General features: G+C 63.2%; 22 protein-coding genes. 13 read left to right on the top strand and 9 right to left on the bottom strand.

Annotated elements, in window-relative coordinates:
• Positions 1-4: 4 nt before the first annotated feature.
• Genes GLW01_RS03815 through gyrB form a run of 4 tightly spaced genes read left to right on the top strand, consistent with a single transcriptional unit; the run spans position 5 to position 5,689 of the window.
• Entirely contained in the window at positions 5-1,387 is a 1,383-nt protein-coding gene (locus tag GLW01_RS03815) for an ABC1 kinase family protein (protein ID WP_160898190.1), read from the top strand.
• Positions 1,388-1,398: 11 nt separating this feature from the next.
• Positions 1,399-2,148 (top strand): glutathione S-transferase N-terminal domain-containing protein, encoded by a 750-nt coding sequence (locus tag GLW01_RS03810; protein ID WP_151440159.1) that lies wholly within the window; start codon positions 1,399-1,401, stop codon positions 2,146-2,148.
• A gap of 3 nt (positions 2,149-2,151) precedes the next feature.
• Positions 2,152-3,255, top strand: coding sequence for a DNA replication/repair protein RecF (recF, locus tag GLW01_RS03805; protein WP_160898189.1), 1,104 nt, complete (start codon positions 2,152-2,154; stop codon positions 3,253-3,255).
• 25 nt (positions 3,256-3,280) lie between these two features.
• Positions 3,281-5,689, top strand: coding sequence for a DNA topoisomerase (ATP-hydrolyzing) subunit B (gyrB, locus tag GLW01_RS03800; RefSeq protein WP_151440161.1), 2,409 nt, complete (start codon positions 3,281-3,283; stop codon positions 5,687-5,689).
• Positions 5,690-5,692: 3 nt separating this feature from the next.
• Here the strand turns inward: gyrB and GLW01_RS03795 are convergent, their stop codons facing one another.
• The 3 genes from GLW01_RS03795 to glyQ all read right to left on the bottom strand — a co-directional run bounded on the left by GLW01_RS03795 (position 5,693) and on the right by glyQ (position 9,669).
• Complete coding sequence (locus GLW01_RS03795) at positions 5,693-6,520, bottom strand: hypothetical protein (RefSeq protein WP_160898188.1); 828 nt, start codon at positions 6,518-6,520, stop codon at positions 5,693-5,695.
• 108 nt (positions 6,521-6,628) lie between these two features.
• A complete protein-coding gene (gene glyS, locus GLW01_RS03790) occupies positions 6,629-8,710 on the bottom strand; it encodes a glycine--tRNA ligase subunit beta (RefSeq protein ID WP_160898187.1) in 2,082 nt (693 codons plus the stop codon).
• Between the two features lie 2 nt (positions 8,711-8,712).
• The gene (gene glyQ, locus GLW01_RS03785; RefSeq protein ID WP_151440164.1) at positions 8,713-9,669 is read right to left on the bottom strand and encodes a glycine--tRNA ligase subunit alpha; all 957 of its coding nucleotides are present in this window, start codon (positions 9,667-9,669) and stop codon (positions 8,713-8,715) included.
• 115 nt (positions 9,670-9,784) lie between these two features.
• On the opposite strand from glyQ, the gene GLW01_RS03780 reads away from it, so the two are divergent.
• Positions 9,785-10,681: a lysophospholipid acyltransferase family protein gene (locus tag GLW01_RS03780; protein ID WP_151440165.1), complete on the top strand. Its 897-nt coding sequence runs from the start codon at positions 9,785-9,787 to the stop codon at positions 10,679-10,681.
• A gap of 12 nt (positions 10,682-10,693) precedes the next feature.
• Positions 10,694-12,499, top strand: a complete 1,806-nt coding sequence (locus GLW01_RS03775; RefSeq protein ID WP_160898186.1) for an ABCB family ABC transporter ATP-binding protein/permease — start codon at positions 10,694-10,696, stop codon at positions 12,497-12,499.
• Here GLW01_RS03775 and GLW01_RS03770 read toward each other — a convergent pair.
• From GLW01_RS03770 to def, 6 genes are read right to left on the bottom strand one after another with little or no spacing between them, the layout of a single operon-like run.
• Positions 12,463-14,355, bottom strand: a complete 1,893-nt coding sequence (locus GLW01_RS03770) for a sensor domain-containing diguanylate cyclase (protein WP_151440167.1) — start codon at positions 14,353-14,355, stop codon at positions 12,463-12,465. The two genes, GLW01_RS03775 and GLW01_RS03770, sit on opposite strands and share 37 nt — an antisense overlap.
• A 44-nt stretch (positions 14,356-14,399) precedes the next feature.
• Positions 14,400-15,848, bottom strand: a complete 1,449-nt coding sequence (locus GLW01_RS03765; RefSeq protein ID WP_160898185.1) for a TrkH family potassium uptake protein — start codon at positions 15,846-15,848, stop codon at positions 14,400-14,402.
• 10 nt (positions 15,849-15,858) lie between these two features.
• Positions 15,859-17,241 carry a Trk system potassium transporter TrkA gene (trkA, locus tag GLW01_RS03760; protein WP_160898184.1) on the bottom strand — a complete coding sequence of 461 codons (1,383 nt, stop codon included), beginning with the start codon at positions 17,239-17,241 and terminating at the stop codon, positions 15,859-15,861.
• Between the two features lie 30 nt (positions 17,242-17,271).
• A complete protein-coding gene (gene rsmB, locus GLW01_RS03755) occupies positions 17,272-18,588 on the bottom strand; it encodes a 16S rRNA (cytosine(967)-C(5))-methyltransferase RsmB (protein ID WP_095616113.1) in 1,317 nt (438 codons plus the stop codon).
• Entirely contained in the window at positions 18,585-19,526 is a 942-nt protein-coding gene (gene fmt / locus GLW01_RS03750; RefSeq protein WP_151440171.1) for a methionyl-tRNA formyltransferase, read from the bottom strand. The genes rsmB and fmt overlap by 4 nt, the downstream gene beginning before the upstream one ends.
• 14 nt (positions 19,527-19,540) lie before the next feature.
• Positions 19,541-20,050 carry a peptide deformylase gene (gene def, locus GLW01_RS03745; RefSeq protein WP_151440308.1) on the bottom strand — a complete coding sequence of 170 codons (510 nt, stop codon included), beginning with the start codon at positions 20,048-20,050 and terminating at the stop codon, positions 19,541-19,543.
• A 188-nt stretch (positions 20,051-20,238) separates the two neighbouring features.
• On the opposite strand from def, the gene GLW01_RS03740 reads away from it, so the two are divergent.
• The 7 genes from GLW01_RS03740 to GLW01_RS03710 all read left to right on the top strand — a co-directional run bounded on the left by GLW01_RS03740 (position 20,239) and on the right by GLW01_RS03710 (position 26,554).
• Positions 20,239-21,261, top strand: coding sequence for a LysM peptidoglycan-binding domain-containing protein (locus tag GLW01_RS03740; protein ID WP_160898183.1), 1,023 nt, complete (start codon positions 20,239-20,241; stop codon positions 21,259-21,261).
• 29 nt (positions 21,262-21,290) lie between these two features.
• Positions 21,291-22,442, top strand: a complete 1,152-nt coding sequence (gene dprA, locus GLW01_RS03735) for a DNA-processing protein DprA (RefSeq protein WP_160898182.1) — start codon at positions 21,291-21,293, stop codon at positions 22,440-22,442.
• A gap of 57 nt (positions 22,443-22,499) precedes the next feature.
• A complete protein-coding gene (locus GLW01_RS03730; RefSeq protein ID WP_340162429.1) occupies positions 22,500-23,072 on the top strand; it encodes an L-threonylcarbamoyladenylate synthase in 573 nt (190 codons plus the stop codon).
• 33 nt (positions 23,073-23,105) lie between these two features.
• The gene (gene hemF, locus GLW01_RS03725) at positions 23,106-24,032 is read left to right on the top strand and encodes an oxygen-dependent coproporphyrinogen oxidase (RefSeq protein ID WP_160898180.1); all 927 of its coding nucleotides are present in this window, start codon (positions 23,106-23,108) and stop codon (positions 24,030-24,032) included.
• On the top strand, positions 24,025-24,846 hold the full coding sequence (gene aroE, locus GLW01_RS03720) for a shikimate dehydrogenase (protein ID WP_160898179.1): 822 nt from the start codon (positions 24,025-24,027) through the stop codon (positions 24,844-24,846). The genes hemF and aroE overlap by 8 nt, the downstream gene beginning before the upstream one ends.
• An 88-nt stretch (positions 24,847-24,934) precedes the next feature.
• Complete coding sequence (locus GLW01_RS03715) at positions 24,935-25,708, top strand: motility protein A (RefSeq protein ID WP_151440177.1); 774 nt, start codon at positions 24,935-24,937, stop codon at positions 25,706-25,708.
• Positions 25,709-25,720: 12 nt separating this feature from the next.
• The gene (locus GLW01_RS03710; protein WP_151440178.1) at positions 25,721-26,554 is read left to right on the top strand and encodes a flagellar motor protein MotB; all 834 of its coding nucleotides are present in this window, start codon (positions 25,721-25,723) and stop codon (positions 26,552-26,554) included.
• Positions 26,555-26,614 lie beyond the last annotated feature (60 nt).

The raw sequence follows: 26,614 nt of genomic DNA, 5'->3' as shown, positions 1-26,614 counted from the left end.
GGTAATGAGTGTACTGATTCAGAATAGCCCGCTAGCGGGTCGCAACAGAGGCAAACGAGCCCCTGACGAGGAAGGTAGGACGCTGGGGAGCAATCCCGCACGTGTCCTTGGGGATGGCATCAAGGGCGCGTTCCGGATCGGGCAGACGGCCATGGTGGTCGGAGGTCAGGGGGTTCGCTGGCTGCGGGGTGACCGTCATCCCCTGCCGTGGCTGATGCGGGATACCTTTGAGAGGCTTGGCGCGACCTATATCAAGCTGGGTCAATTCATCGCGTCCTCCCCGACGTTCTTTCCCCGTGAGTATGTGGATGAATTCCAGAACTGTCTGGATCAGACGCGCCCCCTGCCCTATGCGGTGATGGAGCGGATCCTGAGGGAAGAGCTGGGCAGTGCGGTGGATACGGAATTCACCCGCATTGACCGGACGCCATTGGCTTCCGCATCGATTGCGCAGGTTCACGGTGCCCGGCTGACCAATGGGGAAGAAGTGGTACTTAAGATCCAGAAGCCGGGTGTATCCAACATCCTGCTTACCGATCTCAACTTCCTCTACGTATCAGCCCGCGTTGTGGAAACCCTGGCACCGAAGCTCGCGTGGACATCGCTTTCCGGGATCATCCAGGAGATCCAGCGGACCATGATGGAGGAATGCGATTTCGTCCAGGAGGCCAATAACCTTGAGGCGTTCCGGGAGTTCCTTGATCGCACTGGTAACACTGAAGCTACGGTTCCGCGGGTTCATCGCAGGCTGAGTACTGGGCGGGTTCTGACGATGGAGCGCTTCCACGGCGTACCACTGACGGACCTGGATACCATCCGGCGCTACAGTGACGACCCGGAACGGACACTGATTACGGCCATGAACACCTGGTTTTCCAGCCTGACACAGTGTGAGTTTTTCCACGCTGACGTTCACGCTGGCAACCTGATGGTGCTGGAGGATGGTCGGGTCGGTTTCATCGACTTCGGAATCGTTGGGCGCATTGATCCCGACACCTGGACGGCGGTGTCCGACTTCATGGGCGCGCTGATGAACGCCGATTTCGGGGCCATGGCGGATGCCATGGCCAGGATCGGGGTGACGAGGGAAGGAGTGGATATCGAGGCTCTGGCGCGGGACCTCTCCGGCCTTCAACAGCACATGGAGACGGTTGTTCCGACGGATCCGCAGGAGATGCCCGATATCGAAACACTCTCCGAGGAAACGGACGATGACGTGAATGAGCTGCTGATGGATCTGGTCCGGGTGGGCGAGGATCACGGTCTTCACTTTCCACGCGAATTCGCGCTACTGATCAAACAGTTCCTGTATTTTGACCGCTACGTTCACATACTGGCGCCGGAAATGGATATGTTTCTGGATGAACGCCTTAACATGCTCCATTGAGGCTCAGGCAGATGGCACTTTTCCCCCAGCTTGTTACCTCCACCCTGGCGCTCTGGCGAGGCACCGCGATCCGCGCTCCTGACGGGGATCAGCCGGAACAGCCGCTGCAGCTGTTTGATATGGAGGGCTGCCCTCACTGCCGTCTGGTGCGGGAAACACTTACGGAGCTGGATCTGGATGCGGTGATCTATCCGTGTCCGAAAGGGGGTGACCGGTTCCGGAACCGGGCTCGCGAACTGGGCGGACGTGAACGCTTTCCGTTGCTGGTGGATCCCGAACAGGGAGAAGTTCTCTACGAAAGCCGGCGCATCAGGCGCTATCTGTGGGAGCGTTACGGTCACGGACGGGTTCCCGGGGTGAGCAGCCGGCTACCGCTTGATAAAGGGCGTGTTGTAATGGCCACCGCCTCCAGGCTTGGTCGGGGGCTTTACGCGAAGCCGGCCCGTCGGCCCGAGCGGCTTCTGGAACTCTACAGTTTCGAGTCCAGCCCGTATTCCAGGGAAGTACGCGAACTGCTGTGCGAACTGCAGCTTCCCTATGTAATCAGGAACTGTGGTAAATCGTCGGGGAGTGAGTTTGTCCTTCCTGCGGTCCGTGACCGGCTTGGACTTGAATACCAGCCACGCTCCCGCAATCGTATGGAACTGCTGGACAGAACGGGCCGTGTTGCCGTGCCTTATCTGGTGGACCCGAACCAGGGAACGGCAATGTATGAAAGCGAAACGATACTGGCGCACCTCCGCGATCATTACCAGATCTGATCCATGGCGCTGCGTGAGCTCCATCTTCATCACTTCCGCAATATTGAGCAGCAGAAACTCCAGTTCTCTTCCGACCTCAATCTGATTTATGGCGCTAACGGGAGTGGTAAAACCAGCCTACTCGAGGCGATCTACTATCTTTCCACTGCCCGCTCTTTTCGCACATCCAATCACCGTCGTGTTGTGCAGGAGGGATCCCGGTCACTGACCCTTTTCGGTGTGGTGACGGATCCGGTAAGGGGATCGCTCCGGATTGGACTGGAGCGGGAGCCCGGGGATGCAAACGGCGTCCGTCTGCAGCGTAACGGGGAGGTAGTGCGCTCGGTCTCTGAGCTCGCGAGACTTTTGCCTGTCTCAGTGATTGAACCCGGGACTTTTGAGCTGGTTGCCGGAGGGCCGGGTAATCGGCGGCGTTTTCTGGATTGGTTGGTGTTCCACGTGGAACATTGGTTCAGTGGCGTCTGGCAGGAAGCACAGAGAGCCCTTAAACAACGCAATCACCTGCTCCGGCATGGTATAATTGATCACTCGTCCATCGGCCCCTGGAACGCCAGAGTGGCGGAGCTCGGTGAGCGATTGAATCAGGGGCGTCAGGCGGGTTTCGACCGGTTTTACAATGAGTTCGAATCGATCCGCGCCAGGTCACAGGCGGAATGGCTCAACAGCGTTTCCCTGGCTTTCAGTCCAGGTTGGGATTCGAGTAACGGCCTGGCTTCGGTTCTGGAAAGCAATCTTGAGGCGGAGGCCCGTGCCGGTTTCAGTCTCTATGGCCCGAATCGGGCGGATATCCGCGTCCGGGTCGGCAAACAGCCCGCCGGGGAGGTATTGTCCCGCGGCCAGCAGCGATCCCTGGTGGTGCTTATGAAGCTGGCTCAGATGCGGGTGCTGCAATCCGTGGGCTGCGAGGGTATCTGCCTCCTGGATGATATCCATGCGGAGCTTGATGGCGAAAATCAGGCTCTTCTGGCCGGTGAACTGCTGGCCCTGAACACACAGGTTTTTCTTACCGGGATCACTGCTCCGAATGAAGGAGCTCTCGGTCACCTGATGCACAAACATGAACCTGCGATGTTCCACGTGGAACATGGCCGATTCACGGAACAATGAACGCCAAGCTGGGGGAACCCTGCGAATGTCTGATTACACCTCTACAAGCATCAAGGTACTCAAGGGTCTGGATGCCGTGCGCAAACGGCCCGGCATGTACATCGGCGACACCGATGATGGAACCGGTCTCCACCACATGGTCTTCGAGCTGGTGGACAATTCCATCGACGAGGCTTTGGCAGGGTTCTGTTCCGAGATTGGCGTTGTCATCCATCCGGATGAGTCCGTAACCGTCCGGGACGATGGTCGTGGTATTCCCACGGACCTTCATGAGGAAGAAGGCGTTTCCGCCGCCCAGGTCATTATGACCGTCCTCCATGCCGGCGGTAAGTTTGACGACAATACCTATAAGGTGTCCGGGGGTCTGCATGGCGTGGGCGTGTCCGTGGTCAACGCCCTCTCCTCGACACTCAAGTTAACGATCCGCCGCAGTGGCAAGGTCCATGAACAGGTCTACCACGACGGGATTCCGGAGGAGCCGCTCCGGATCGTTGGCGATACGGAAGCTTCCGGCAGCGAAGTCCACTTCATTCCCTCCACCGAAACCTTCACGAATATCGAGTTCCATTTCGATATCCTGGCCAAGCGGTTGCGGGAACTCGCCTTCCTCAACAGTGGTGTAAGGATCCGGCTGACCGATGAGCGCAGCGGCAAGGATGAGGTTTTCGAGTACGAAGGTGGACTCAGGGCTTTTGTTGAGCACCTGAACACCAACAAGACGCCACTGAACCGGGTATTCCATTTCACCCGGGAACGCGAGGACGGCATCGTGGTGGAAGTGGCGATGCAATGGAACGACGCGTTCCAGGAAAACATCTTCACCTTCACCAACAATATTCCCCAGCGTGATGGCGGTACCCACCTTGCCGGATTCCGGGCGGCATTGACCCGGACCCTGAACTACTACATGGAGCAGGAAGGGCTGCTCAAGAAACTCAAGGTGAACACCTCCGGGGACGACGCCCGCGAAGGTCTGACCGCGATCATCAGCGTTAAGGCGCCGGACCCCAAGTTCTCGTCCCAGACCAAGGACAAGCTGGTTTCCTCTGAGGTCAAGACGGCCGTCGAGCAGGAGATGAACCAGCAGTTCACGGACTACCTCCAGGAATATCCCCAGGAGGCCAAAACCATCGTCAACAAGATGGTTGATGCCGCCCGGGCCCGGGAAGCCGCCCGCAAGGCCCGCGATATGACACGCCGCAAGGGCGCTCTTGATGTCGCGGGTCTGCCGGGTAAGCTGGCGGATTGCCAGGAAAAGGATCCAGCACTTTCCGAACTCTTCATCGTGGAGGGTGATTCCGCGGGCGGTAGCGCGAAACAGGGGCGTGAACGCCGCACCCAGGCCATCCTGCCACTCAAGGGCAAGATCCTGAACGTGGAGAAGGCACGTTTCGACAAGATGCTGTCCTCGGTGGAGGTGGGCACGCTGATCACCGCCCTCGGCTGTGGTATCGGCCGTGAGGATTACGATCCCGACAAGCTCCGCTACCACAGCATCGTCATCATGACGGACGCGGACGTGGATGGTTCCCACATCCGTACCCTGCTTCTGACCTTCTTCTACCGGCAGATGCCGGAACTCATAGAGCGCGGCCATGTCTTCATCGCCATGCCGCCCCTGTACAAGGTCAAGCGTGGCAAGCAGGAACAGTACCTCAAGGACGAGAAGGCCAAGACGGCCTACGTCACACAGTCCGCGCTGGAAAACGCCGCTCTCTATGTGAATCCCGAGGCACCGCCTCTGGCAGGCCAGGCGTTGGAAGACCTGGTCCACGAATACCAGAGCGTGATGGAGAACATTGAGCGGCTTACCCGTGTCTATCCGGAACGGGTGCTCCAGGAGATGGTCACCCACAGGACACTGACGACCGAGGACCTCAAGGACCCAGAAACCATCCAGAAGTGGGTGGCGGAACTGGGAGAACGCCTGGTGCTGGATACCCGCACCGGTATCCGTTATGAGTTCTCAACCACTGAGGACACGGAACGCGGACTCACGCTGCCGAAGGTCACCCTCCTGATCCACGGCATTCCCTACGAATACGTGTTCCGCCATGAATTCTTCGAGTCGCCCTCGTACAGCGCGATCGCGCGCCTTGGTGAAAAACTTGATGGTCTGATTGAGCCGGGCGCTTACATCCAGAGAGGCGAGCGCCGGCATCCGGTGGACACCTTCGCGGGGGCCCTGGACTGGCTCATGCGCGAAGGCCAGAAGGGCCTGACCATCCAGCGGTACAAGGGTCTGGGTGAGATGAACCCGGACCAGCTCTGGGAAACCACCATGGATCCGGAGACACGCCGGATGATGAAGGTGACAATCGAGGATGCCATTGCGGCGGACCGGATCTTTACGACCCTGATGGGCGACGAGGTGGAGCCCCGCCGGGAATTCATCCAGACCAATGCGCTGGAAGTGGCAAACCTGGATATCTGAGGGTTACGAGTCCCAGGTATCCGGTTTCAGGGCCTGGAAGCGGGTGGCCAGATCCGCCAGGCGGTCGGGCAGGGATGGCCCGAAACACATCAACTCCAGCATCGGAAGCCGGGCCCAACGCTCCGTTTCCGCTGCCGGTGACAGCATCAACGGCCAGTGCCGCGCCAAAGCGGATTCCCCCTCCTCCCCGGTCCAGGCTTCGAGAATCAATACGGCGTCGTGTTCCACCATGCTGAGCGTCCGGACGCTCAGCTTCTCACCCGCAACCCTCTCTGAAGGCGCACTGATCCAGCCAAGCTGCGCGAACATGCTGTGGCAGGGGTGATCCGGCGCTGTCAGGCGGTACCGACCACGCCCGGTTTCCACCAGTACCAGAACCCGCGGACCCGGTACGTGCAGCCGGGCGCGCAGCCCCTCGAACGTTTCCCGGAAGCGCTGGGCAGGGACCATTTCACCCATGGTATTGCCAAGGATGCGGGCAATGCGTTTCAGGTTATCCTGGACATCGGATGCGCCGCGCGCTCCCTGAACCATGGAAAGGCGAGGCTGGTAGCGGGTAGGCAGCCAGGTCGGGCACAGGCTGGTCCCGCCGGCGATCTCGTGGGCCAGGATCAGGTCGGGGTCCGGCCCATCATCGCGTCCGAGATGCTGCCAGGGAACCAGCCGGTCCCCGAAGCCCAGTGCTCGGACGTAGTCCTCAATGACCGCATCACCGGCCATAACACGCCGGATCTGGGGCATCGTCGTGGCATGAAGGACCAGCGCGGTTTCGATGCAGGCACTGACGGTGGCCTGGAGTTCGGGCAGGAGGCGGGTGAAAGACTGGCTCATGGCGATTCAATGGTTCCTGTGGGGTCATCGAATCGCCAGTATTGCCGGCCTTTTTCTATATGTCAATGAGAATGGTTCGCACTAATGATAGCGATCTCCGGATCTTCCCTAGTCACTGCCAGTCTGCAGCAGTGAAATATCCGCGACCCTGAGGAACAGCTGCCTGAGTCGTTCCAGGAGTGCCAGCCGGTTGGCTCTCAGGCTGTCGTCATCCGCCATCACCATGACGTCGTTGAAGAACCGGTCCACCACCTCACGCAGCTGCGCCAGGGACTGGAGGCCGGCATCATAGTCGCCGCGGGCGAACAGCGGTTCGACCTGCTCTTCCTGGGACTGGAGCGCTTCATACAGTGCCCGCTCAGCCTCTTCCTGGAAACGTTCGGGATCCACGTTGCCGGCCCGGGTGCCGCCCTGTTTCTCAAGGATGTTGGAGACCCGCTTGTTGGCGGCTGCCAGTGCCTGGGCTTCCGGCAGGGCGATGAAGTTGTTCACCGCCAGAACGCGGCGATGGAAATCCAGGGGCTGGGTGGGCCGGCGTGCCTGGACCGCCAGGAAAACCTCCGCCGGAACCCCCTGGTCTTCGAAGCTGGCCCGGAACCGCTCAAGGATGTAGTCCACCACCGGATTGACCGGGTCGTTCACGGTAAGGCTGTTGAATTCCCTGGCGGCCCAACCGGCCAGCTCTTCGAGATCCAGGGTCAGTTCGCGTTCCACCAGTATGCGGATCACGCCCAGTGCCGCCCGGCGCAGTGCGTAGGGGTCACGTGTGCCGCTGGGGGGCTGGTTGATCCCGAACAGGCCCACCAATGAATCAAGCCTGTCCGCGAGCGCAACGCAGGCGCCAATGTCGGTCTGCGGCACACGGTCCCCGGCAAAGCCTGGCAGGTACTGTTCGCTCAATGCCCTTGCGACCGATTCGTCCTCACCATCATGACGTGCGTAATACTCGCCCATGACACCCTGGAGGTCGTCGAACTCCTGGACCATCTCGGTCAGCAGATCGGTCTTGCTCAGGGTTCCGGCACGCCGTGCCTTGTCCGGATCCGCGCCAATGCCCTCGGCAATACGCCCGGCCAGGGAGGCAATCCGGAGTGTCTTGTCGTGCAGGCTGCCCAGATCCTGCTGGAAGACAATGGGTTTGAGATCGTCCAGCCTGTCGATGAGCGGGGTTTTCCGGTCGGTATCGTAGAAGAAGGCGGCGTCCGCCAGCCGGGGCCGGATGACCTTTTCGTTGCCCGCGATCACCGCCGAGGGGTCGTGGCTCGCGATATTGGCCACTGTGATGAAACACGGCATCATGGTGTTATTGGCATCCACCACGTGGAAGTACTTCTGGTGTTCCTCCATGGAGGACACCAGGGCTTCCGGCGGTACGTCGAGGAATCGCTCCTCAAAACGGCCGAGCAGCGGTACCGGCCATTCACACAGCGCGGTGACCTCGTCCAGAAGGTCCGGATTGATGACCGCGCTACCTTTAGCCTGTTCTTCCGCCACACGGGTCACCCCGCTACGGATCGTCTCCCGGCGTGTCGCGAAATCCGGTTCAACCCAGCCGTGCTGGCGCAACACCAGTTCGTAATCCGCAGGCGTGGAGATGATGAGCTCACCCGGGTGATGGAAACGGTGACCACGCGTGGCCTGCTCGGCTTCGCAGCCCAGTACGGTGCAGGGTACTTCCTTACTGCCATAGAGCATGATCAGCCAGTGAACCGGGCGAACAAACTCCTCGCGGCGGGACCCCCAACGCATGCGCTTGGGGATGGGCAGTCCATTGAGCGCTTGCTCCACCATACCGGGAAGCAGCTCGGCCGTGGGGCGGCCTTTTTCCACGCCACGGTAGACCAGCCAGGCGCCTTTATCGGTCTCCATGGTGTCCAGCTCGTCCGGCTGGATGCCCAGGTTGCGCGCAAAGCCTTCCAGGGCGCGCGTGGGGTTGCCCTGATCGTCAAACGCCGCTTTCACGGCCGGGCCCTTCTTCTCGAAGGGAGTGTCCGGCTGGGCGTCCGCGAGCTTATTCACGCGTACGGCCAGTCGCCGGGGTGTGGCGAAGGTTTCGATCTCGCCGTACTCAATGCCCGCGTCCGCCAGCGCGCTGCGCAGGCCCTCCCCGAAGGATTCCGAAAGTGTCTTCAGCGCCTTGGGGGGTAATTCTTCCGTGCCGACTTCAACCAGGAAATCCGGTGTGGCCATGATCATGCCTCCTTCTGGGTGTCGTCGTCGGCGAGCAGTTCGCGCCGGATGGTCTCGTCCGCCATGGGGAAGCCGAGATCCCGGCGCCGGTCGTAATAGGCCCGGGCCACCGCCCGGGCCAGGGTGCGTACCCTCAGGATGTAGCGCTGGCGCTCGGTGACCGAGATCGCATGCCGGGCGTCCAGCATATTAAAGGTGTGGGAAGCCTTCAGAACCTGTTCGTAGGCCGGCAGGGGAAGGCCCGCATCGACCAGGCGCTGGGCCTCACGCTCATGCACCCCAAAGGCGTGGAACATGAACTCGACATCCGCCTGCTCGAAGTTGTAGTGGGACTGCTCGACCTCGTTCTGGTGGTAGACGTCGCCATAGGTTACTTCGCCGGCCGGTGTCCGCGTCCAGACCAGGTCATAGACGCTGTCCACCTCCTGCAGGTACATGGCGATGCGTTCCAGGCCGTAGGTGATTTCACCGGTCACGGGGTAGCATTCAATACCGCCCACCTGCTGGAAATAGGTGAACTGGGTGATCTCCATGCCGTTGAGCCAGACCTCCCAGCCCAGGCCCCAGGCCCCCAGGGTTGGCGACTCCCAGTTGTCTTCCACAAAACGGATGTCGTGCACCAGTGGGTCCAGGCCCAGGACCCGCAACGAGTCCAGGTACTGTTCCTGGATGTCGTCCGGCGAGGGCTTGAGCACCACCTGGAACTGGTAATAGTGCTGCAGCCGGTTGGGGTTCTCACCGTAGCGACCGTCCGTGGGGCGGCGGCTGGGTTGGACATAGGCGGCATGCCAGTTTTCCGGCCCGATACTGCGCAGGAAGGTGGCGGGATGGAAAGTCCCCGCGCCCACTTCCATGTCCAGCGGCTGCTGGATGATGCAGCCGCGCTCGGCCCAGAACTGCTGGAAGGCCAGGATCAGCCCCTGGAAGGTTGTTACATCGGGTTGTGCCTGTTCGCTCACGGCGTCCACCTGCTGGGGATTGAGGGGATCGGTTTCCCGTTCTACCAAAGGCGCGTATTATACGCTCCGCCTCCGGTTCTTAGGAAACCCCGGCCCGGGAGTCGTTCAAATTTCCATGAAAACCCTGCGCATCAGGGGCCTGCGCGCCCTGCTCTGGCTCATCGGTCACCTGCCGCTGGCGCTCGCCCAGTCGCTGGGCCGTGTTGTTGGCCTCTGTCTATGGGCCGCGCGCGATCGTACCCGCAAGGTAACCGAGCGCAGTCTCACCCTGGCCTATCCGGACATGCCGGAAGCCGAGCGCCGTACCCTGGCCCGCGACAGCCTGCGGGAGACCGGCAAGCTGATCGCGGAAATCCCCATCATGTGGGAAAGCCCAGTCCCGCGCTGCCTGGGCCTGATCCGTGAATTCGAGGGCCAGCATCTTCTGGACGAGGCACGGGCCGAGGGCCGCGGCGTGGTGCTGATCGTGCCCCATCTCGGCAACTGGGAACTGCTGGGGCTCTACTACTCCACCCGCTTTTCCATGGCCGCGCTCTACAGCCCGCCCAAGATGGCTGAGATGGAAGACTACATGTCGAAGGTGCGGGGTCGTGGTGGGTCGGAGCTGGTCCGGGCGGACCGCAAGGGGGTGCTGCGGCTGTTCAGCATCCTGCGCGAAGGCGGTGTTGTGGGGATACTGCCGGACCAGGTTCCGGATGCCAGTGGCGGCACCTACGCGCCCTTCTTTGGTATCGATGTTCTGACCATGAAGCTGGTTTCCCGCCTGGTTCAGAAAACCGGCGCCCGGGCTGTGGTGACCTATTGCGAACGGCTGCCTGGCGCCCGCGGTTTCCGCCTGGTTGCGGACGAGGCGGATCCACGGCTCTACGCGGCGGACACGGAGACCTCGGTGGCCGCCCTCAACGCCAGCGTGGAATCCGTTGTCCGGCGGATTCCGGAACAGTACCAGTGGGAGTACAAACGCTTCCGCAAGCAGCCATCCGGCAAGCCCAACCCCTACAGAGACCTCTGACGGAGCCATTGAGTGCGCGCCTACGCGGATAACGACTACCCGGGCGACTACCGCCCGGACTGGCGGGTGATCGCCAGCCTCTGGCCCTACCTGAAGGAATTCCGGGGCCGCGTTGGCATCGCGGCTGCCTGCCTGATCGTCGCCAAGCTGGCGACGGTGGCCACGCCTGTGGCACTGAAATACATCGTCGACCATCTGGACGCGAAAGACAGCGGCGACATGGTCCTCTGGATTCCGGTTCTCCTGGTGGTCGCCTACGGGTTGCTGCGCTTCAGCGGCACCCTGTTCAACGAGGTGCGCGACGCGGTCTTCGCGCGCGTCGCAGAGCGGGCCATGCGTCGTGTTTCGCTGCAGGTCTTCCGTCATCTGCACCGGCTGGAGCTGGGCTTTCACCTGGACCGCCGTACCGGGGGCCTCGCCCGGGATATCGAGCGCGGCACCAATGGCATCAGCTTCCTGCTGCGCTTCACGCTGTTCAACATCGTGCCCACTATCCTGGAACTGGTGATGGTCTGCGGCATCCTGTTGTTCGCTTTTGATCCCGGCTACATGCTGACCGTCCTGGTGGCCGTCGTGATCTACGTGGTGTTTTCGATCCGGGTCACCGAGTGGCGGACACGGTTCGTGCGCGAGGCGAACGCCAAGGACAACGAGTCCAACAGCCGTGCGGTGGACAGCCTGCTGAACTACGAGACGGTCAAGTACTTCAGCAACGAGGACTTTGAGGCCGAGCGCTACGATGCCAACCTGGCCGAGTGGGAACAGGCCCGGCTCAACAACCGCCTTTCACTGGCGACGCTGAATGCCGGTCAGGCCCTGATCATCGGCATCGGGCTCATTGCGGTCATGGCCATGGCGGTAACGGATGTGGCGGCTGGGGACATTACCCTGGGCGATTTCACCATGATCAACGCCTACCTGCTGCAGCTGTTCATTCCCCTGAACGCCCTGGGCTTTGTCTACCGCGAGATCCGGCAGGCACTGGTCAACGTGGAGCGCCTTTTCGGGTTGCTGGAACAGCCACCAACAGTGGTGGATGCGCCGGACGCGAAACCACTGGCGGTCACCGGGGGCCGGATCGAATTCCGCCATGTTGAGTTCGGCTATCGCCCGGACCAGCGGATCCTGCAGGATGTCTCCTTTGAGGTGCCGGCCGGCTCCCGGGTGGCGGTGGTGGGCGCCAGCGGCGCCGGCAAGTCGACCCTGGCAAGGTTGTTGTTCCGCTTCTTCGATGTGCAGGAAGGCGCCATTACAGTCGATGGTCAGGATATCCGCGAGGTCACCCAGCAGAGCCTGCGCGAGGCCATCGGCGTGGTGCCCCAGGACACCGTGATGTTCAACGACAGTCTGCGCCGCAACATCCTCTACGGACGGCCCGATGCCAGTGAGGAGGACCTGCAGCGGGCGCTGCGCATGGCCCATCTGGAGGACTTCGTGGCACGCCTTCCCGAGGGGCTGGAAACGCGGGTCGGTGAACGGGGCCTGAAGCTTTCCGGGGGTGAGAAGCAGCGCGTGGCCATCGCCCGTGTCATCCTCAAGGATCCGCCCATACTGGTGCTCGACGAGGCCACGTCGTCACTGGACTCGGTGGCGGAGCAGCATATCCTGGAGGCGTTGGACGAGGTCGCCAGCAACCGGACCACGCTTGCCATTGCCCATCGCCTGTCCACGGTGAATGACGCGGACAGCATCCTTGTCATGGATGCCGGCTGTATTGTTGAACGCGGCACCCATGAACAGCTGCTTGCCCTGGGCGGTCGTTACGCCCGGCTATGGGAACGTCAGGCGCTGGGCGATGAGCCATCGGCGGATGCCTGAAGGGATTCGGGGGTGAGCATGTCGATACCGCCATCAGCGTTCTGTCGGGCCACAACCGTGCGGTTACGGCCGCGCGTCTTGGCCTGATAGAGGGCTTCGTCAGCGGTACGGATCAACCACTCATGGTCCCGCTGGCAGTCCGGTATACAGCACGCCAGCCCAATGGAAACGCTCAGCGCAATGGGGTTGCCCTCCCATTCAAATTCCACGGATGCCGCGGCCTCGCGTATGCGTTCGGCCAGCAGGGTCGCGCCCCCGAGATCGGTCATGGGCAGCAGGATCACGAATTCCTCGCCCCCGTAGCGCGCGACGGTGTCGGCGACCCGTCCCACTCCCTCTTCGCAGATCGCTGCAATCCGGCGCAGCGCGTCATCACCGCAGAGGTGGCCGTAGTCGTCGTTAACCGCCTTGAAATGATCAATGTCCAGCATCAGAAGGGACATGGTATGGGTCTCACGGCAGCTGCGCCGCCATTCGCGCTCCAGGGCCTGGTCAAAGTAGGGTCGGTTCTTGAGCTGCGTGAGGCCATCCAGCTCGCTCAGCTGCTTGAGCTGATCATAGGCGTGGCGGAGCTCCTCGGTGCGCTCCTCCACCCGTGCTTCCAGCTTGAGGTTGGCGTCCTGCTGCACCCGCAGCGCCTCGGCCTGGGCCTGCTGGCGCTGTTCGCGTTCCTGGTTGATGCGCCAGGCCAGAGCAAAGGACAGCAGCAGCATCTGGATGACGGCGCCGATCTGGGTGCCATGGTCCACCAGCATATTGGTGGGAATCACGCCGGTCTTGCTGACGGTATAGGCGATGTTGGCAAACAGGAAGATGCCCCAGGCAATGACGTAGAAGCGGGCCAGCACTTCACCGCGCCACCACAGATAGCAGGCACCCACCAGCGCCAGTACCGCCTCGCTGCTGACGACCCCGAGCATCAGAGCAATGGCGATGTGATAGGGCACGAGCACGCTGATGATTGCCAGGGCAATACCCGACCAGCCGATGGCCCGGAAGATGATGGACCACAGGCGGCTGTGCCTGGGGGCATTGAGGAACTGATGGGTAAAGAACCCCACGGCGGCAAGGCTGAGTGAGAGAAGCACCGTCAGGCTGATGCCGTTGAACCAGGGCGCGCCGGGCCACAGGTACTGGAAACCGAAGCCCCGCAGCGCCGCCTGTGACAGAACGAAGGCCAGCAGATAGAGGACGTACCAGAGATAGGCGCCATCCCGCACCGCAAAGTACAGCAGCAGGTTGTAGATGGCGAGCGCCCCCATGATGCCGAAGAACATCATGTGCAGTGCCGAGGACACCTGGGTATCCCTGAGGAAGGCCTCCGGCTCCCACAGACGTACCGGGGCCTGCAGGGCCCCTTCGGTCTGGATGCGGATCAGCAGCAGGTAGCGGGTGTCCGGAGCCAGTGTCAGCCGGCTCACGAAATCGTGATGCGCGATCGGTCGGGATGAGAATGGCAGGGTATCCCCGGTGTGGACCTCGGTGACGGTTTCACCGTCACTGGCCCGAAGAAGCTGGATCCGGACATCATCCAGTGGTGGATAACCTATCTGGAGATAGCGGTCGATTTCCGAACTGCTTTTGAGCCAGACGCCCATCCATACGGGGGCGCTCTCCAGCCCGAGGTTGAGGATCCGGCCGTTGGTGGTCTGCCAGTCCGGCTCCCCAGGCGCCTGTAACAGCGATTGCGCGCTCAGTTCAGAGTTGGGGTCGGCCACCCACCGCATATCAGCGCTGAGGTCCAGTTCCCTTTCATCATCGACCTCGACGAGCTCAAGCGCCGCTGCTGGGCCGCTGCCGAGTACCATGAGGACCAGGATGACGACTGCAAACCACGTTCCGACAATACGTTTCATGTTCCGCAGTCTAGTTGAGCCGCAGTGGTTGTCACATTGGCCGTTCAGCGCCGCCAGAACTCCGGTGTGAACAGTACCAGCAGCGTGAAGATTTCCAGTCGTCCCAGGATCATGGCGGCCATGCCGCTCCATTTGGTGACATCCGGCATGCTCTGAAAGGTGCTTGAGACCTCCCCGAGGCCCGGCCCGAGATTGGTCAGGGTGGCGACCACGGCGGTCCAGGCGGTGACCTGGTCAAGGCCCATGGCGAGGTTGATCAGCAGCAGCACCACGAAGACCACCATGTACATGGAGAAAAAGCCCCAGACCGCCTGGAGGATCCGGTCCGAGACTGGGCGGTGACCCAGTTTGATGGGAATGACCGCGTTCGGGTGCAGGATGCGCCGGATCTCCCGCGCGCCCTGGCGGTAGATCAGCAGGATGCGCATGGCCTTCATGCCGCCGGCGGTGGAGTTACCGCAACCGCCCATGAAGGCCATCAGGATCAGCATGACGGGCAGTACGCTTGGCCAGTAATGGAAGTCGGCCGAGGTGAAGCCGGCGGTCGTGGCAATGGACAGGACCTGGAAGATCCCGTTGCTGAGGCTGTGCCAGGGATCGTAGGTGGCGGTCAGGATCAATATGCCCACCGTTGCCACGCAGGCCCCCCCCATGACACCGGCATAGAACCGGAATTCCGGGTCACGGAAGTAATGCCAGGGGCCTCGCTGATTCCAGGCCATGAAATGCAGCGCAAAGTTGACGCCGCTCAGGAACAGGAAGAAAGACGCGATGAGCTTGATGGCATGGCTGTCGAAGTGGCCCATGCTGGCGTCGTGGGTGGAGAAGCCGCCGATGGCGACGGTTGAGAAACTGTGGCCGATGGCGTCGAACAGCGTCATGCCCGCAACCCAGTAAGCAAGCGCGCAGGCAATGGTCAGCCCCACGTAGATGTACCAGAGGGCCTTGGCGGTCTCGGCAATCCGGGGGGTCAGCTTGTTGTCCTTGACCGGGCCGGGCACTTCCGCGCGATAAAGCTGCATGCCGCCGATGCCCAGCATTGGCAGGATGGCCACGGCCAGTACGATAATGCCGATGCCGCCCAGCCACTGCAGCTGCTGGCGGTACCAGAGGATGGACTCCGGGAGTGCGTCCAGCCCTGTAAGCACGGTGGCGCCCGTGGTAGTCAGGCCCGAGACTGCCTCAAAGAGGGCATCCACGTAGCGCATGCTGGGGTCGGAGCTGAAGAAGAACGGCACGGAACCGGCCAGACTGAGCACGATCCAGAACAGGGAGGTGATCAGGAAGCCGTCGCGGACGCGCAGATCATCGCTGTTGCCGCGGTTCGGCCACCACACCAGGGCGCCAACCAGAAGCACCACACCGAAACCCTCGAGGAAGGCATAGGCCTGGCCGTCATCATAGATCAGCGAGACCACCACTGGAGGCAGCAGCGTCAGGCTGAATACCATCATCAGCAGGCCAAGGATTCTGGCGATGACCCCGTAACGCATGGTATGTCCTTTAGAAGAACGTCAGTCCGACCTGGAAGAGTTTCTCCACCTCGCGGATGCGTGATTTGTCCACCAGGAAGAGGATGACGTGGTCGTCGGGCTGGACCCGGACGTGATCGTGTGCGATCAGCACTTCGTTGTCGCGCACGATGGCGCCGATCGTGGTGCCCTCTGGCAGGGGAATCTCGTCCAGACGCTTACCCACGACCCGCGAGGAGCGCTGGTCGCCATGCGCAATAGCCTCAATGGCCTCGGCCGCCCCGCGACGCAGGGAGTGGACGTTGACCACATCGCCCTTGCGCACATGCGTGAGCAGGCTGCCAATGGTGGTCTGCTGCGGCGAGATCGCCACATCGATCTCACCGCCCTGGATAAGGTCCACGTAGTCCGGATTGTTGATCAGCGTCATCACCTTGCGCACGCCCAGGCGCTTGGCGAGCATCGAGGCCATGATGTTGGCTTCGTCGTCGTCGGTGACCGCACAGAAGACGTCCGTATCCTCAATATTCTCCTGCAGCAGCAGATCCTTGTTGGCGGCGTCACCCTGGAGGACGATGGTGTTGTTCAGGTTCTCGGAGAGTTCGATGCAGCGGTCCTGACTGCGCTCGATGATGCGCACCCGGAAGCGGTCCTCGAGGGTGCGCGCGAGCCGGTGGCCGATGTTGCCGCCGCCTGTGATCATGATGCGTTTGTAGGGCTTCTCCAGGGGCTGGAGTTCGCTCATGACCGCACGGATATGGTCACTGGCGGCGATGAAGAAGACCTCGTCGCCCTCCTCGATCACGGTGTCGCCCTGGGGAATGATGGGCCGGTCACGGCGGAAGATGGCCGCCACCCGGGTGTCGATGCGCGGCATGTGCGCGCGCAGGTACGACAGCTCATGCCCCACCAGTGGGCCGCCCTCGGTCGCCCGGATCGCCACCAGCCGCGCCAGGCCCCGGGAGAAATCCAGCACCTGAAGCGTGCCGGGGTATTCGATCAGTCGTGTGATGTGCTCGGTGACCACCTGCTCCGGGCTGATCAGCACGTCGATGGGGAAGCCTTCCTTCTTGTCCCGCTCGAACAGCTCCGGGCGGGCCAGATAGGCGCCGGTGCGCACACGGCTGATCTTGGTGGGGGTTCGGAAGCAGGTCCAGGCCACCTGGCAGGCGACCATGTTGACCTCGTCACTGTTGGTGGTGGCGATCAGCATGTCCGCGTCCTGGGCCCCGGCCTGCTTGAGCACGCGCGGATAGGAGGCACGCCCGAGCACCGACTGGATGTCCAGGCGGTCCTGGAGCTCGCGCAACCGGCCCGGGTTGTTGTCCACCACGGTGATGTCGTTCGCCTCGCTGGCCAGGTTTTCCGCGAGCGTACCCCCAACCTGGCCGGCGCCGAGAATGATGATCTTCATGGGTAACTGCTGACTCCCTCGCCGGATCCGTCAGACCCAGTGGGCCGGGTTTTTCTCCAGACAGGCGTAGAAAAAGCCGTCCTGTTCCCGCTCCCCCGTGATTAACTGGCGACCGTAACCGGTCTCGATGCCCCAGTCCAGCGTTATGGGGACCAGCTGGGCATCCATGTGGCCATTGATGAAGCGCTGGATGATACGCGCATTCTCCTGCTGAAGCACGGAGCAGGTGGCGTAGACCAGCCGGCCGCCGATGGCCAGCGTCTGCCAGCAGGCCTCAAGCAGGCGCAGCTGGGTATCCGCCAGCTCGCGGATGTCGGTCTCGCGGCGCAGCAGCTTGATGTCGGGGTGGCGGCGGATCACACCGGTGCCACTGCAGGGGGCATCCAGCAGGATGCGGTCGAACGCGGTGCCGTCCCACCAGGCGTCCGGATCGCCGGCATCCGCCGCCACCAGCCGGGCGCCGGCGCCGATGCGTTCAAGGTTTTCGGTGATCCGCCCGAGTCGGTCCCGGTCCGAGTCCAGCGCTACTACTTCCGTGAGGTCCGGTTCGTGCTCCAGGATGGCGCCGGTCTTGCCGCCGGGGGCAGCACAGGCGTCCAGCACCCGCTGGCCCGGGGCCAGCTCAAGCAGTTGCGTACACAGCTGCGCGGCTTCGTCCTGCACACTGAAGTGGCCTTCGGCGAAGCCTGGAATGCGTTCCACGGGGCAGGCTTCATCCAGCTGCAGGGCATGGGGCGCGAGCTGGCCGGGTTGTGCGGACAGCCCGGCGTCCGCCAGTGCTGCCAGGGCACTGGCCTGGTCATGATGACCGGTATGATAGCGCAGGCTCATGGGGGCCCTGCGGTTGTTCGCCTCCAGCATAGCCTGCCAGTGCTCCGGCCAGTTGGCACTGAGCTTGGCTACCAGCCATTCCGGATGGCTGTAGCGGATGGCATCGGTAACGGGCTCTGATTCGCCGTCACGCAGGCTTTTCCGGAGTATGCCATTGACCAGGCCGGTGAGCTGGTGCGCGCCGAGTTCCCTGGCGGTCTCGACGCTCTGGTGAATGGCCGCATGGGGCGCTATCCGCGTGTGGCGAAGCTGGTAGAGACCGAGAATCAACAGGGATTCCAGCTGCGCATGGCGTTTCGGCAGGGGCTTGTGCAGCCGCTGCTGGAGTTCCGCGTTGAGGCGGTGCCACCAGCGGCAGCTGCCGAAGCACCAGTCCTGAAGCCGGCCGCGCTCATCCGCCGGCAGACCCTCAAGGGCGGGGGGCAGGATCTGCCCAAGGGACTGGCCGCTGTGAACCACCTGGTGGATGATGCGGGTTGCCGTGGCGCGCAGGGAGCCCCCTGTCACGCCGCTCATGCTCCCAGCCTCTGACCGGGGAGGAGCACGGGCCTGCCGCCATTGATGAGGTCCTGCATGGATTGGGGGCGGCCGCCGGGCAGCTGGACCCGGGTGATGCGGAGGACGCCCTCGCCGCACTGCACCAGGGCGCCGGAGGGCTCGCGCTCGAGAACCGTCCCCGGCTCGGCATCCGTCACCTCGGTGTTCACCGGCTCCGCGAAGAGCACGCGCACAGCCTCATCATCCACCGTGGTGTGAGCCATGGGCCAGGGATTGAAGGCACGGATACGGCGCGCCAGGGACTGCGCCGATCCCTGCCAGTCGATGCGGCCATCGCTGCGCTCGAGTTTGCGCGCATAGGAGGCCCTGTGATCATCCTGGGGTTCGGGGTCCAGGCTGCCGTGCGCCAGTTCGTACAGTGCTGCCGTGATGGCTTCGCCACCAAGCCCGGCCAGCCGGTCGTGAAGGCTGCCACCCGTCTCGTCGTCCGCGATGGTAAGGCGGTGGCGGCTGAGCACATCCCCGGTATCCAGCCCGGCGTCCATCTGCATGATGCTGATGCCGGTCTCGCTGTCGCCGGCGGCGATGGCCCACTGGATGGGCGCGGCCCCGCGCCAGCGTGGCAGCAGCGAGGCGTGGACGTTCAGGCAGCCGTGATCCGGAATGTCCAGAACGGACTGGGGCAGGATAAGGCCATAGGCGGCGACCACCATCACATCCGGGGCCAGTTCCCTCAGCGTGGCCTGCGCCTCTCTGTTGCGCAGGCTTTCGGGCTGTTCAATCCGGAGCCCGTGATCATGGGCCAGCTGGGATACCGGGCCGCGACGTGCCTTTCGGCCCCGTCCGGCGGGGCGGTCCGGCTGGGTATAGACGGCCAGGATCTCATGCCCCGCTTCAATCAGGGCGCTGAGGCTGGCCGCGGCAAAATCCGGGGTGCCCGCGAAAACGATCCGCACGGTTCAGTGACTCCTCAGGAGGCTTTCTGGCGCTGCTGTTTCTCGACCCTGCGCCGGATGCGGCTGCGCTTGAGCTGGCTCAGGTAGTCGATGAAGAGCTTACCGTTCAGGTGGTCCACCTCATGCTGCAGACAGACCGCCATGAGACCGCTGTGTTCCTCGTCGAAGGGCTCGCCGTGGTAGTCCAGCGCCCGGACCCGGACGGACTGGGGACGGGAGACATCCTCGTAGACGCCGGGAATGGAGAGGCAGCCTTCCTGCATGGGCTCCTTCTCGCTCTCAGGGATCTCGAGTTCAGGGTTGATGAATACCCGGGGGGTGCTCTGGTCCTCGGAAAGATCGATCACCAGTACCCGCCGGTGGACGTTCACCTGGGTGGCGGCCAGCCCGATGCCCGGGGCCGCATACATGGTTTCGATCATGTCATCGACCAGGCGCCGGATGCTGTCATCCACGGATGCGACCGGCTCGGCGACGGTCCGCAGCCGCGGGTCCGGAAATTCCAGAATGCTGAGAGTCATGATGCTGCTCCGAAGGGTTACTGGCGCCATTATCACGCATCAGGCAATGACCGTACAAACCGCCACGCTTACAAATCATTGCAGTGTTGTGGACGCGGTCCACCCGCTGGGATCGCAAATGGCGTTATTTCTTCTATAGTGGTGAAATAATGACGTCGATCGATCGAGACAAGCCAGCAAGGAAACCGAGCATGAGGATTCTGTCGATTCTGCTCACGGTGGCCCTCGGGCTGGGCGCCACCGGGGTCATGGCCGAGACACAGCTGCGGGATGACCATCCCGAGCAGTACACCGTCCAGCCCGGGGATACACTCTGGGACATCAGCGCACGCTTCCTGAAGGAACCGTGGAACTGGCCGGAGATCTGGCAGGCCAATCCCCAGGTGGACAATCCGCACCTGATCTACCCGGGGGATGTCCTGGAACTGACCTGGGTGGATGGCCAGCCGCGGCTGTCACGGGCCACGGACACGGACCGGGAAATTAAGCTCTCCCCGGAGGTGAAGGAAACTCCGCTGGACACCCCTATCCCCACCATTCCCCTGGAGGAGATCCGGAGCTTCCTGTCCAACACGCGGATCGTTGATGAGGCCACGCTGGAGGAAGCGCCCTATATCGTGCAGGGCCGTGATCGGCGTTCGATTATGGGTGCCGGGGATCGGGTCTACGCAAGAGGCGAGGCGCAGCCCCGGGAGACCCTGGCGGTGTTCCGTCGCGGTACCCGGCACGTGGATCCGGAAACCGGTGAGTTTCTGGGCCTCGAGGCACGCTCCATGGGTCGGGGCCGTGTGGCTAAGGTCAACGGCGAGCTTCTGAGCGTGGATCTGACAGCCAGCCGCGAAGAGATTGAAGCGAAGGACCGGCTGCTGCCCACGGAGTCGCGCGAGATCACCACGCGTTTCCAGCCCCGTGCGCCCGAGACGGATATCCAGGGGCGGATGATCGATGTCGAGGATGGCGTCAGCAACATCGGCCAGTATAATGTGGTCACCATCAACCGCGGTGAACGCGAGGGCCTGGAAGCGGGTCATGTGCTGGCGGCCTACAAGAAGGGCAACCAGGCGCGGGACCCGGTGACGGATGAACTGCTGCAGCTGCCTTCGGAACGGGCGGGGCTGGTGATGGTTTTCCGCACCTATGAGAAGCTCAGCTACGGGCTGGTTCTGCAGGCGACGCGACCACTGGAGATCATGGACGAGGTCCGTAACCCCTGAAACAACCATTCTGACAGAGGAAGTCACTGATGACGGTCATGGAACGACCCACCCTTCCCGGCCCGGAGACGGGCGACGCCCATCATCTGCTGGCGCTGCTGCCGGGCATGAATCCGGAACACTGGCAGGTGGTGCTGGATCAGCTTGAGGATCCCGCACGGCTGCTGACCATGACGCCGGACAGCCTGCGGGCACTTGGGCTGCCCAGGTCCACCCGCCAGACCCTGAATGCCTGGCAGGCCCAGGGGCTTGAGCCCACCACGCGACAGCGCCTGGAGCATGCCCGGCAGCAGTGCGGGGAACTCGGGATCCGTGTTATCCATTGGCGGGATCCGGACTATCCGGAGGCGCTGAGGCACATCCATGGCCCGCCGCCAGTGCTCTACTGCCGGGGTGACATCAACGCGCTCAATCGCCCCTGCCTCGCCATGGTCGGCAGCCGGCACGCCAGCCGCGATGGCCTCAATCACGCACGGCGCTTTGCCCATGCCCTGTCCGAGGGTGGTTTCAGTGTGGTCAGCGGCCTCGCCCTTGGCATTGACGGGGCGGCCCATAAGGGGGCGCTGGAAGGCGGTGGCGCCACCGTGGGCATCCTCGCCAACGGCGTGGACCGCCCCTACCCGCGCCGCCACGAGGCGCTGGCCAGGGACATGCTCCAGGCCGGAGGGCTCCTGATCTCGGAGCTGCCTCCGGGCACCCCGGCCCGTGCCCACCTGTTTCCCCAGCGCAACCGCCTGATCAGCGGGCTCTGCCTGGGTGTGCTGGTGGTGGAAGCCGGGCTGCGCAGCGGCTCGCTCATCACGGCACGGCTGGCGGTGGAGCAGGGGCGGGAGGTCTTCGCCGTTCCCGGCTCCATCCATCAGCCAAGCGTCCGGGGCTGTCACCGGCTGATCCGGGAAGGCGCCGTGCTGGTGGAGACAGTGGATGACATCGTCTCGGAGCTGGGGGTCTGGGAATCCGTGCCCGCCAGAACGGAACCGCAAGCTGAAACCACACCCGCCCATCTGGATGAAAGCAGTCGTCGCGTTCTGGAGGCGGTGACCTATGAACCGGTGGATTCGGACAGCCTCTGCCGCGCCACGGGCATGGCGGCTGCCGATCTGCTCCAGGCCACGCTGCTGCTGGAGATGGAGGGGCTGGTGGAATCAACGCCGGGCGGTTATCGACGCCGATCGGGCTGACGTGGGCCGCCGCTGGGGATAGACTTCCGCCTGACGATTCTGGAGATGGAGGTACCGGTGACAGCGCAGAGCCCGGACTGGTGGCATATTGAACAGGCAGCGGACTCACTCATGGCCGGCGGCGTCTGGGCTTACCCTACGGAAGCGGTCTGGGGACTGGGTTGTGATCCCTGGGACCCGGAGGCCGTGGAGCGGATCCTGGCGCTCAAGGGCCGGCCCTGGCACAAGGGCCTGATCCTGGTGGCGGCGGATACGCAGCAGCTGGATTTCCTGTTGGCGGACGCACCGGAAGAGGTCCGCAAGGCGGTGGACGACTACTGGCCCGGCGCCAATACCCTGCTGTTGCCGGATCCCGGTGAGCGAGTGTCTTCGCTGGTGCGCGGCGATCACGACCGGGTGGCCGTGCGGGTGCCGGATCACCCCCAGGTCCGGCGTCTGTGCCGGGCTTTCGGTGGGCCACTGGTGTCCACCTCCTGCAATCGCGCCGGCGGTTCGCCGCTGCGCTGGTCCTGGCAGATCCACCGGGCATTCGGCAGTGAGCTGGATGGCATCCTCACCGGAGCCCTGGGTGGCGCCCGACGCCCGAGCCGCATCATCGACCCCATGGATGGTACCCTTCTGCGTGACTGACAACGCCCGTCCACGGACAGCCGAGGAGCATCCATGAACAACACCCCCGACCCGGACGCCGTCTACCAGTACCTGATTGATCTCCAGGACCGGATTACCGATACCCTGGCAGAGCTGGATGGTGGTGCCGGTTTCCGGGAGGAGACCTGGGAGCGGGAAGCCGGAGGAGGTGGCCGCAGCCGCGTGATCGAGGACGGGGATCTGATCGAGAAGGGCGGCGTGAATTTCTCCCACGTCATGGGCGCGGAACTGCCGCCCTCGGCCTCCGCCAGCCGCCCGGAGCTGGCGGGTGCGAGCTGGGAGGCCATGGGTGTATCGCTGGTGATCCATCCGCGTAATCCCTATGTGCCCACCTCCCACGCCAACGTGCGCTTCTTCATTGCCAGGCCGGAAGGCCGTGAACCGGTCTGGTGGTTCGGTGGCGGTTTCGACCTGACGCCCTATTACGGTTTCGTGGCGGACTGCCGGTACTGGCACGAAATGGCCCGGCAAGCCTGTGCGCCGGCCGGTGATGACACCTGGCACCGTTTCCGCCAGTGGTGTGACGACTATTTCCACCTCAAGCACCGTGGCGAACAGCGTGGTATCGGCGGGCTCTTCTTCGACGATTACAACGAAGGCTCCTTTGAACACAGCTTTGAACTGATGCGCTCCATCGGGGACAGCTACCTGCCGGCCTATGTGCCCATTGTGGAAGCACGCCGCCATACGCCCTACGGCGACCGGGAGCGCCAGTTCCAGCTCTACCGCCGGGGGCGCTACGTGGAGTTCAACCTGGTCTACGACCGGGGCACGCTGTTCGGGCTGCAGTCCGGAGGGCGCACGGAGTCCATCCTGATGTCCCTGCCGCCGCTGGTGCGCTGGGACTACAACTGGCAACCGGAGTCCGGAACGCCCGAGGCGTGGCTGAGTGACTACTTTCTGCAACCCCGCAACTGGCTGGAGGAGACGGATGACTGAACAGGCCCGCTATGCAGTGGTCGGCAATCCCATCGAGCACAGCCTGTCGCCGCGCATCCATACGGCATTTGCTGAACAGACCGGCGAGTCCCTGGTCTATGAGCGGCTGCTGGCGCCGCTGGAAGGGTTCCGGGATAGCGTGGAACGCTTCTTTGCGGAGGGCGGTGCCGGGCTCAACGTGACGGTGCCGTTCAAACAGCAGGCCTGGGAGATCGCCGGCCGCCATGAGCCCAGGGCGGCCCGGGCCGGCGCGGTGAACACCCTCTGGCGGGAAGCGGACGGAACCCTGGTCGGGGACAACACCGATGGTGCCGGGCTGGTGCGGGATCTGCGTGTGAACAACGGCGTGACCCTGGCCGGTGCCCGGGTGCTGGTGCTGGGCGCCGGCGGCGCCGTGCGCGGTATTCTGGAGCCACTGCTGAAAGAAGCACCGGCAGAAGTGGTGATCGCCAACCGCACACTGGCGCGCGCCGAGGGGCTGCGGGATCTCTTTGGGGATACCGGTACCGTGGCGGTCAGCACCTTTGAGGCTCTGGTGGGGCCCTTCGATGTGATCATCAACGGCACCAGTGCCAGCCTGCAGGGCGAGCTGCCACCTCTGCCGGGCGCTCTCGTCAATCCGGCAACCGTCTGCTACGACATGATGTACAGCCAGGCGGAGACCGCCTTCAATGCCTGGGCTCAGCAGCAGGGTTCCAGGCTGCGCCTTGACGGGCTGGGCATGCTGGTTGAGCAGGCGGCGGAATCCTTCCTGCAGTGGCGCGGGATGCGCCCGGATACAGGTCCGGTCATGGCCCTGCTGCGGCCCGACTGAAGGCTGTTCCGCTGAATCTGGACTATGCTGGGGCCATGGAGGCCAGCCGGGAGGATCTCCCGGCCCCTTTCGGAGACAGTGAGGCGCCATGGATCTTCTGACACTGCTCGGCCTGCTGGTCGGCATCACCACCATTGTTGCCGCGATCGCCACCAGTTCCGGTCTCGCGTCCTTCCTCAATATTCCGGGGTTCCTCATCGTGGTGGTGGGCACCCTGGCGGTAACCCTCATCAAGCACCGCATGACCTCAGTGGTCAGCGCCTTCCGCATGGCGTTCGGCGAGGCCTTTCGGGACCGCACCGAGGAGCCCCTGGACCTGATCCTTCAGATCCGGGACCTGGCGGACATCGTCCGCAAGAAAGGCATCCTGGGCCTGGAGGATTACGACACCCGTTACCGGTTCCTGGCCAGGAGCATTGAACTGGCCGTGGACGGTCATCCGCCGGAATTCATCGAGGAGGCCATGACCCATGAGTTCCAGCAGACGCTGGAGCGCTATGAGAACGCGGAAAGGGTCTTCCGGGGCATCGGTGACTCCGCGCCGGCACTGGGCATGATCGGCACACTGGTGGGGCTGGTGCAGATGCTCAACCAGATGGAGGACCCCTCGGGCATTGGCCCCGCCATGGCGGTGGCCCTTCTGACCACCTTTTACGGCGTAGCCATCGGCCAGGTGATCTTCCTGCCGCTGGCGGACAAACTCCAGCTCAAGATGCAGGACGAACAGCGCAACATGACCCTGGTGCTGACCTCCATGCAGAACATCCTGCAGGGCCAGAACCCCCGCGTCATGCAGGATGTGCTGGCCGCCTATCTGTCACCCGAGGCGCGCGAGCGGCTCGACCAGGGCCGGCAGGCCTGACGGAGGGCGTTGATGGCGGCACTGCCGAAGCGCCGGTCCAGACGCGGCAACACCAGCAGCAGTTCTCCCGGGTGGATGACCACCCTGGCGGACATGTTCATGCTGCTGATGACCTTTTTCATCCTGATGCTGTCCTTTTCCAGCATGGATGCGGAGAAGTACCGGGCCATGGTCACGTCCCTGGTTGAGGCATTCAATATGGCCCCGGATCAGATGCCCGAGCCCCAGGGGCTGGCGGATGAGGATACGGAATCGCCGGCCATCAGCGAGGACGTCCCCATCCCCATGGACGGGGCACCCGCGGCCCCTTCCGAGGGCGACGCCATGCTCCGGGGGCAGGCCTCGGCGGAACCGGCGCGCCCGGATGTGCATCCCGGGGTGGAACAGCTCGCCAGTATGCTGATCTCGGAAATGGAGAAGGCGGTCAGTGAGGAGCAGATCGACGTCGGGTTTGATCGCCAGAGGGTGGTGATCCGCTTCAATGACGAGGCGACCTTCCCGGTGGGTAGTGCTGAGCTGATTCCCGACATCCGCCCTGTGGTGGCCGACATCGTGGAGATTGTAGCCCGCTGTGACGGCGAGGTGGTCGTCACCGGCCATACGGACAACCGGCCCATCGTCAGTGACCGTTACCGCTCCAACTGGGATCTGTCCGCGGCGCGGGCCGTGTCCCTGGTGCATGAGCTGGTGCTCAATCGGGCCATACCTGCGGAGAATGTGGTGGCTGCGGGGAGGGCCGAAACCCGGCCGATCGCTGATAACGACACCGCGGAAGGCCGCGAGAAGAACCGGCGCGTGGAGATCGAGATCTATGAGCCGGACTGTGACACTGGTGGTGGGGACTGAGTTCCGGGCATAAAAAAGGCGCCGGCAGTGCCGGCGCCGGAGCACCATGGGGCGTCCTGC

The sequence above is a fragment of the Vreelandella halophila genome (assembly GCF_009856365.1).
Taxonomy (GTDB): Bacteria; Pseudomonadota; Gammaproteobacteria; order Pseudomonadales; family Oleiphilaceae; genus Halospina; species Halospina utahensis_B.
Note: the sequence above shows the minus strand (reverse complement) of the source record. Positions and strands in the feature narration are given on the sequence as shown.

Bases quoted from the DNA above. Each gene is read 5' to 3' on its own strand.
- hemF (WP_160898180.1), top strand. From the start codon at position 23,106: ATGAACAACACCCCCGACCCGGACGCCGTCTACCAGTACCTGATTGAT.
- GLW01_RS03710 (WP_151440178.1), top strand. From the start codon at position 25,721: ATGGCGGCACTGCCGAAGCGCCGGTCCAGACGCGGCAACACCAGCAGC.
- GLW01_RS03780 (WP_151440165.1), top strand. From the start codon at position 9,785: ATGAAAACCCTGCGCATCAGGGGCCTGCGCGCCCTGCTCTGGCTCATC.
- trkA (WP_160898184.1), bottom strand. From the start codon at position 17,241: ATGAAGATCATCATTCTCGGCGCCGGCCAGGTTGGGGGTACGCTCGCG.
- recF (WP_160898189.1), top strand. From the start codon at position 2,152: ATGGCGCTGCGTGAGCTCCATCTTCATCACTTCCGCAATATTGAGCAG.
- gyrB (WP_151440161.1), top strand. From the start codon at position 3,281: ATGTCTGATTACACCTCTACAAGCATCAAGGTACTCAAGGGTCTGGAT.
- GLW01_RS03715 (WP_151440177.1), top strand. From the start codon at position 24,935: ATGGATCTTCTGACACTGCTCGGCCTGCTGGTCGGCATCACCACCATT.
- glyS (WP_160898187.1), bottom strand. From the start codon at position 8,710: ATGGCCACACCGGATTTCCTGGTTGAAGTCGGCACGGAAGAATTACCC.
- dprA (WP_160898182.1), top strand. From the start codon at position 21,291: ATGACGGTCATGGAACGACCCACCCTTCCCGGCCCGGAGACGGGCGAC.
- rsmB (WP_095616113.1), bottom strand. From the start codon at position 18,588: ATGAGCGGCGTGACAGGGGGCTCCCTGCGCGCCACGGCAACCCGCATC.
- GLW01_RS03795 (WP_160898188.1), bottom strand. From the start codon at position 6,520: ATGAGCCAGTCTTTCACCCGCCTCCTGCCCGAACTCCAGGCCACCGTC.
- GLW01_RS03815 (WP_160898190.1), top strand. From the start codon at position 5: ATGAGTGTACTGATTCAGAATAGCCCGCTAGCGGGTCGCAACAGAGGC.
- GLW01_RS03765 (WP_160898185.1), bottom strand. From the start codon at position 15,848: ATGCGTTACGGGGTCATCGCCAGAATCCTTGGCCTGCTGATGATGGTA.
- GLW01_RS03770 (WP_151440167.1), bottom strand. From the start codon at position 14,355: ATGAAACGTATTGTCGGAACGTGGTTTGCAGTCGTCATCCTGGTCCTC.
- GLW01_RS03810 (WP_151440159.1), top strand. From the start codon at position 1,399: ATGGCACTTTTCCCCCAGCTTGTTACCTCCACCCTGGCGCTCTGGCGA.
- GLW01_RS03740 (WP_160898183.1), top strand. From the start codon at position 20,239: ATGAGGATTCTGTCGATTCTGCTCACGGTGGCCCTCGGGCTGGGCGCC.
- aroE (WP_160898179.1), top strand. From the start codon at position 24,025: ATGACTGAACAGGCCCGCTATGCAGTGGTCGGCAATCCCATCGAGCAC.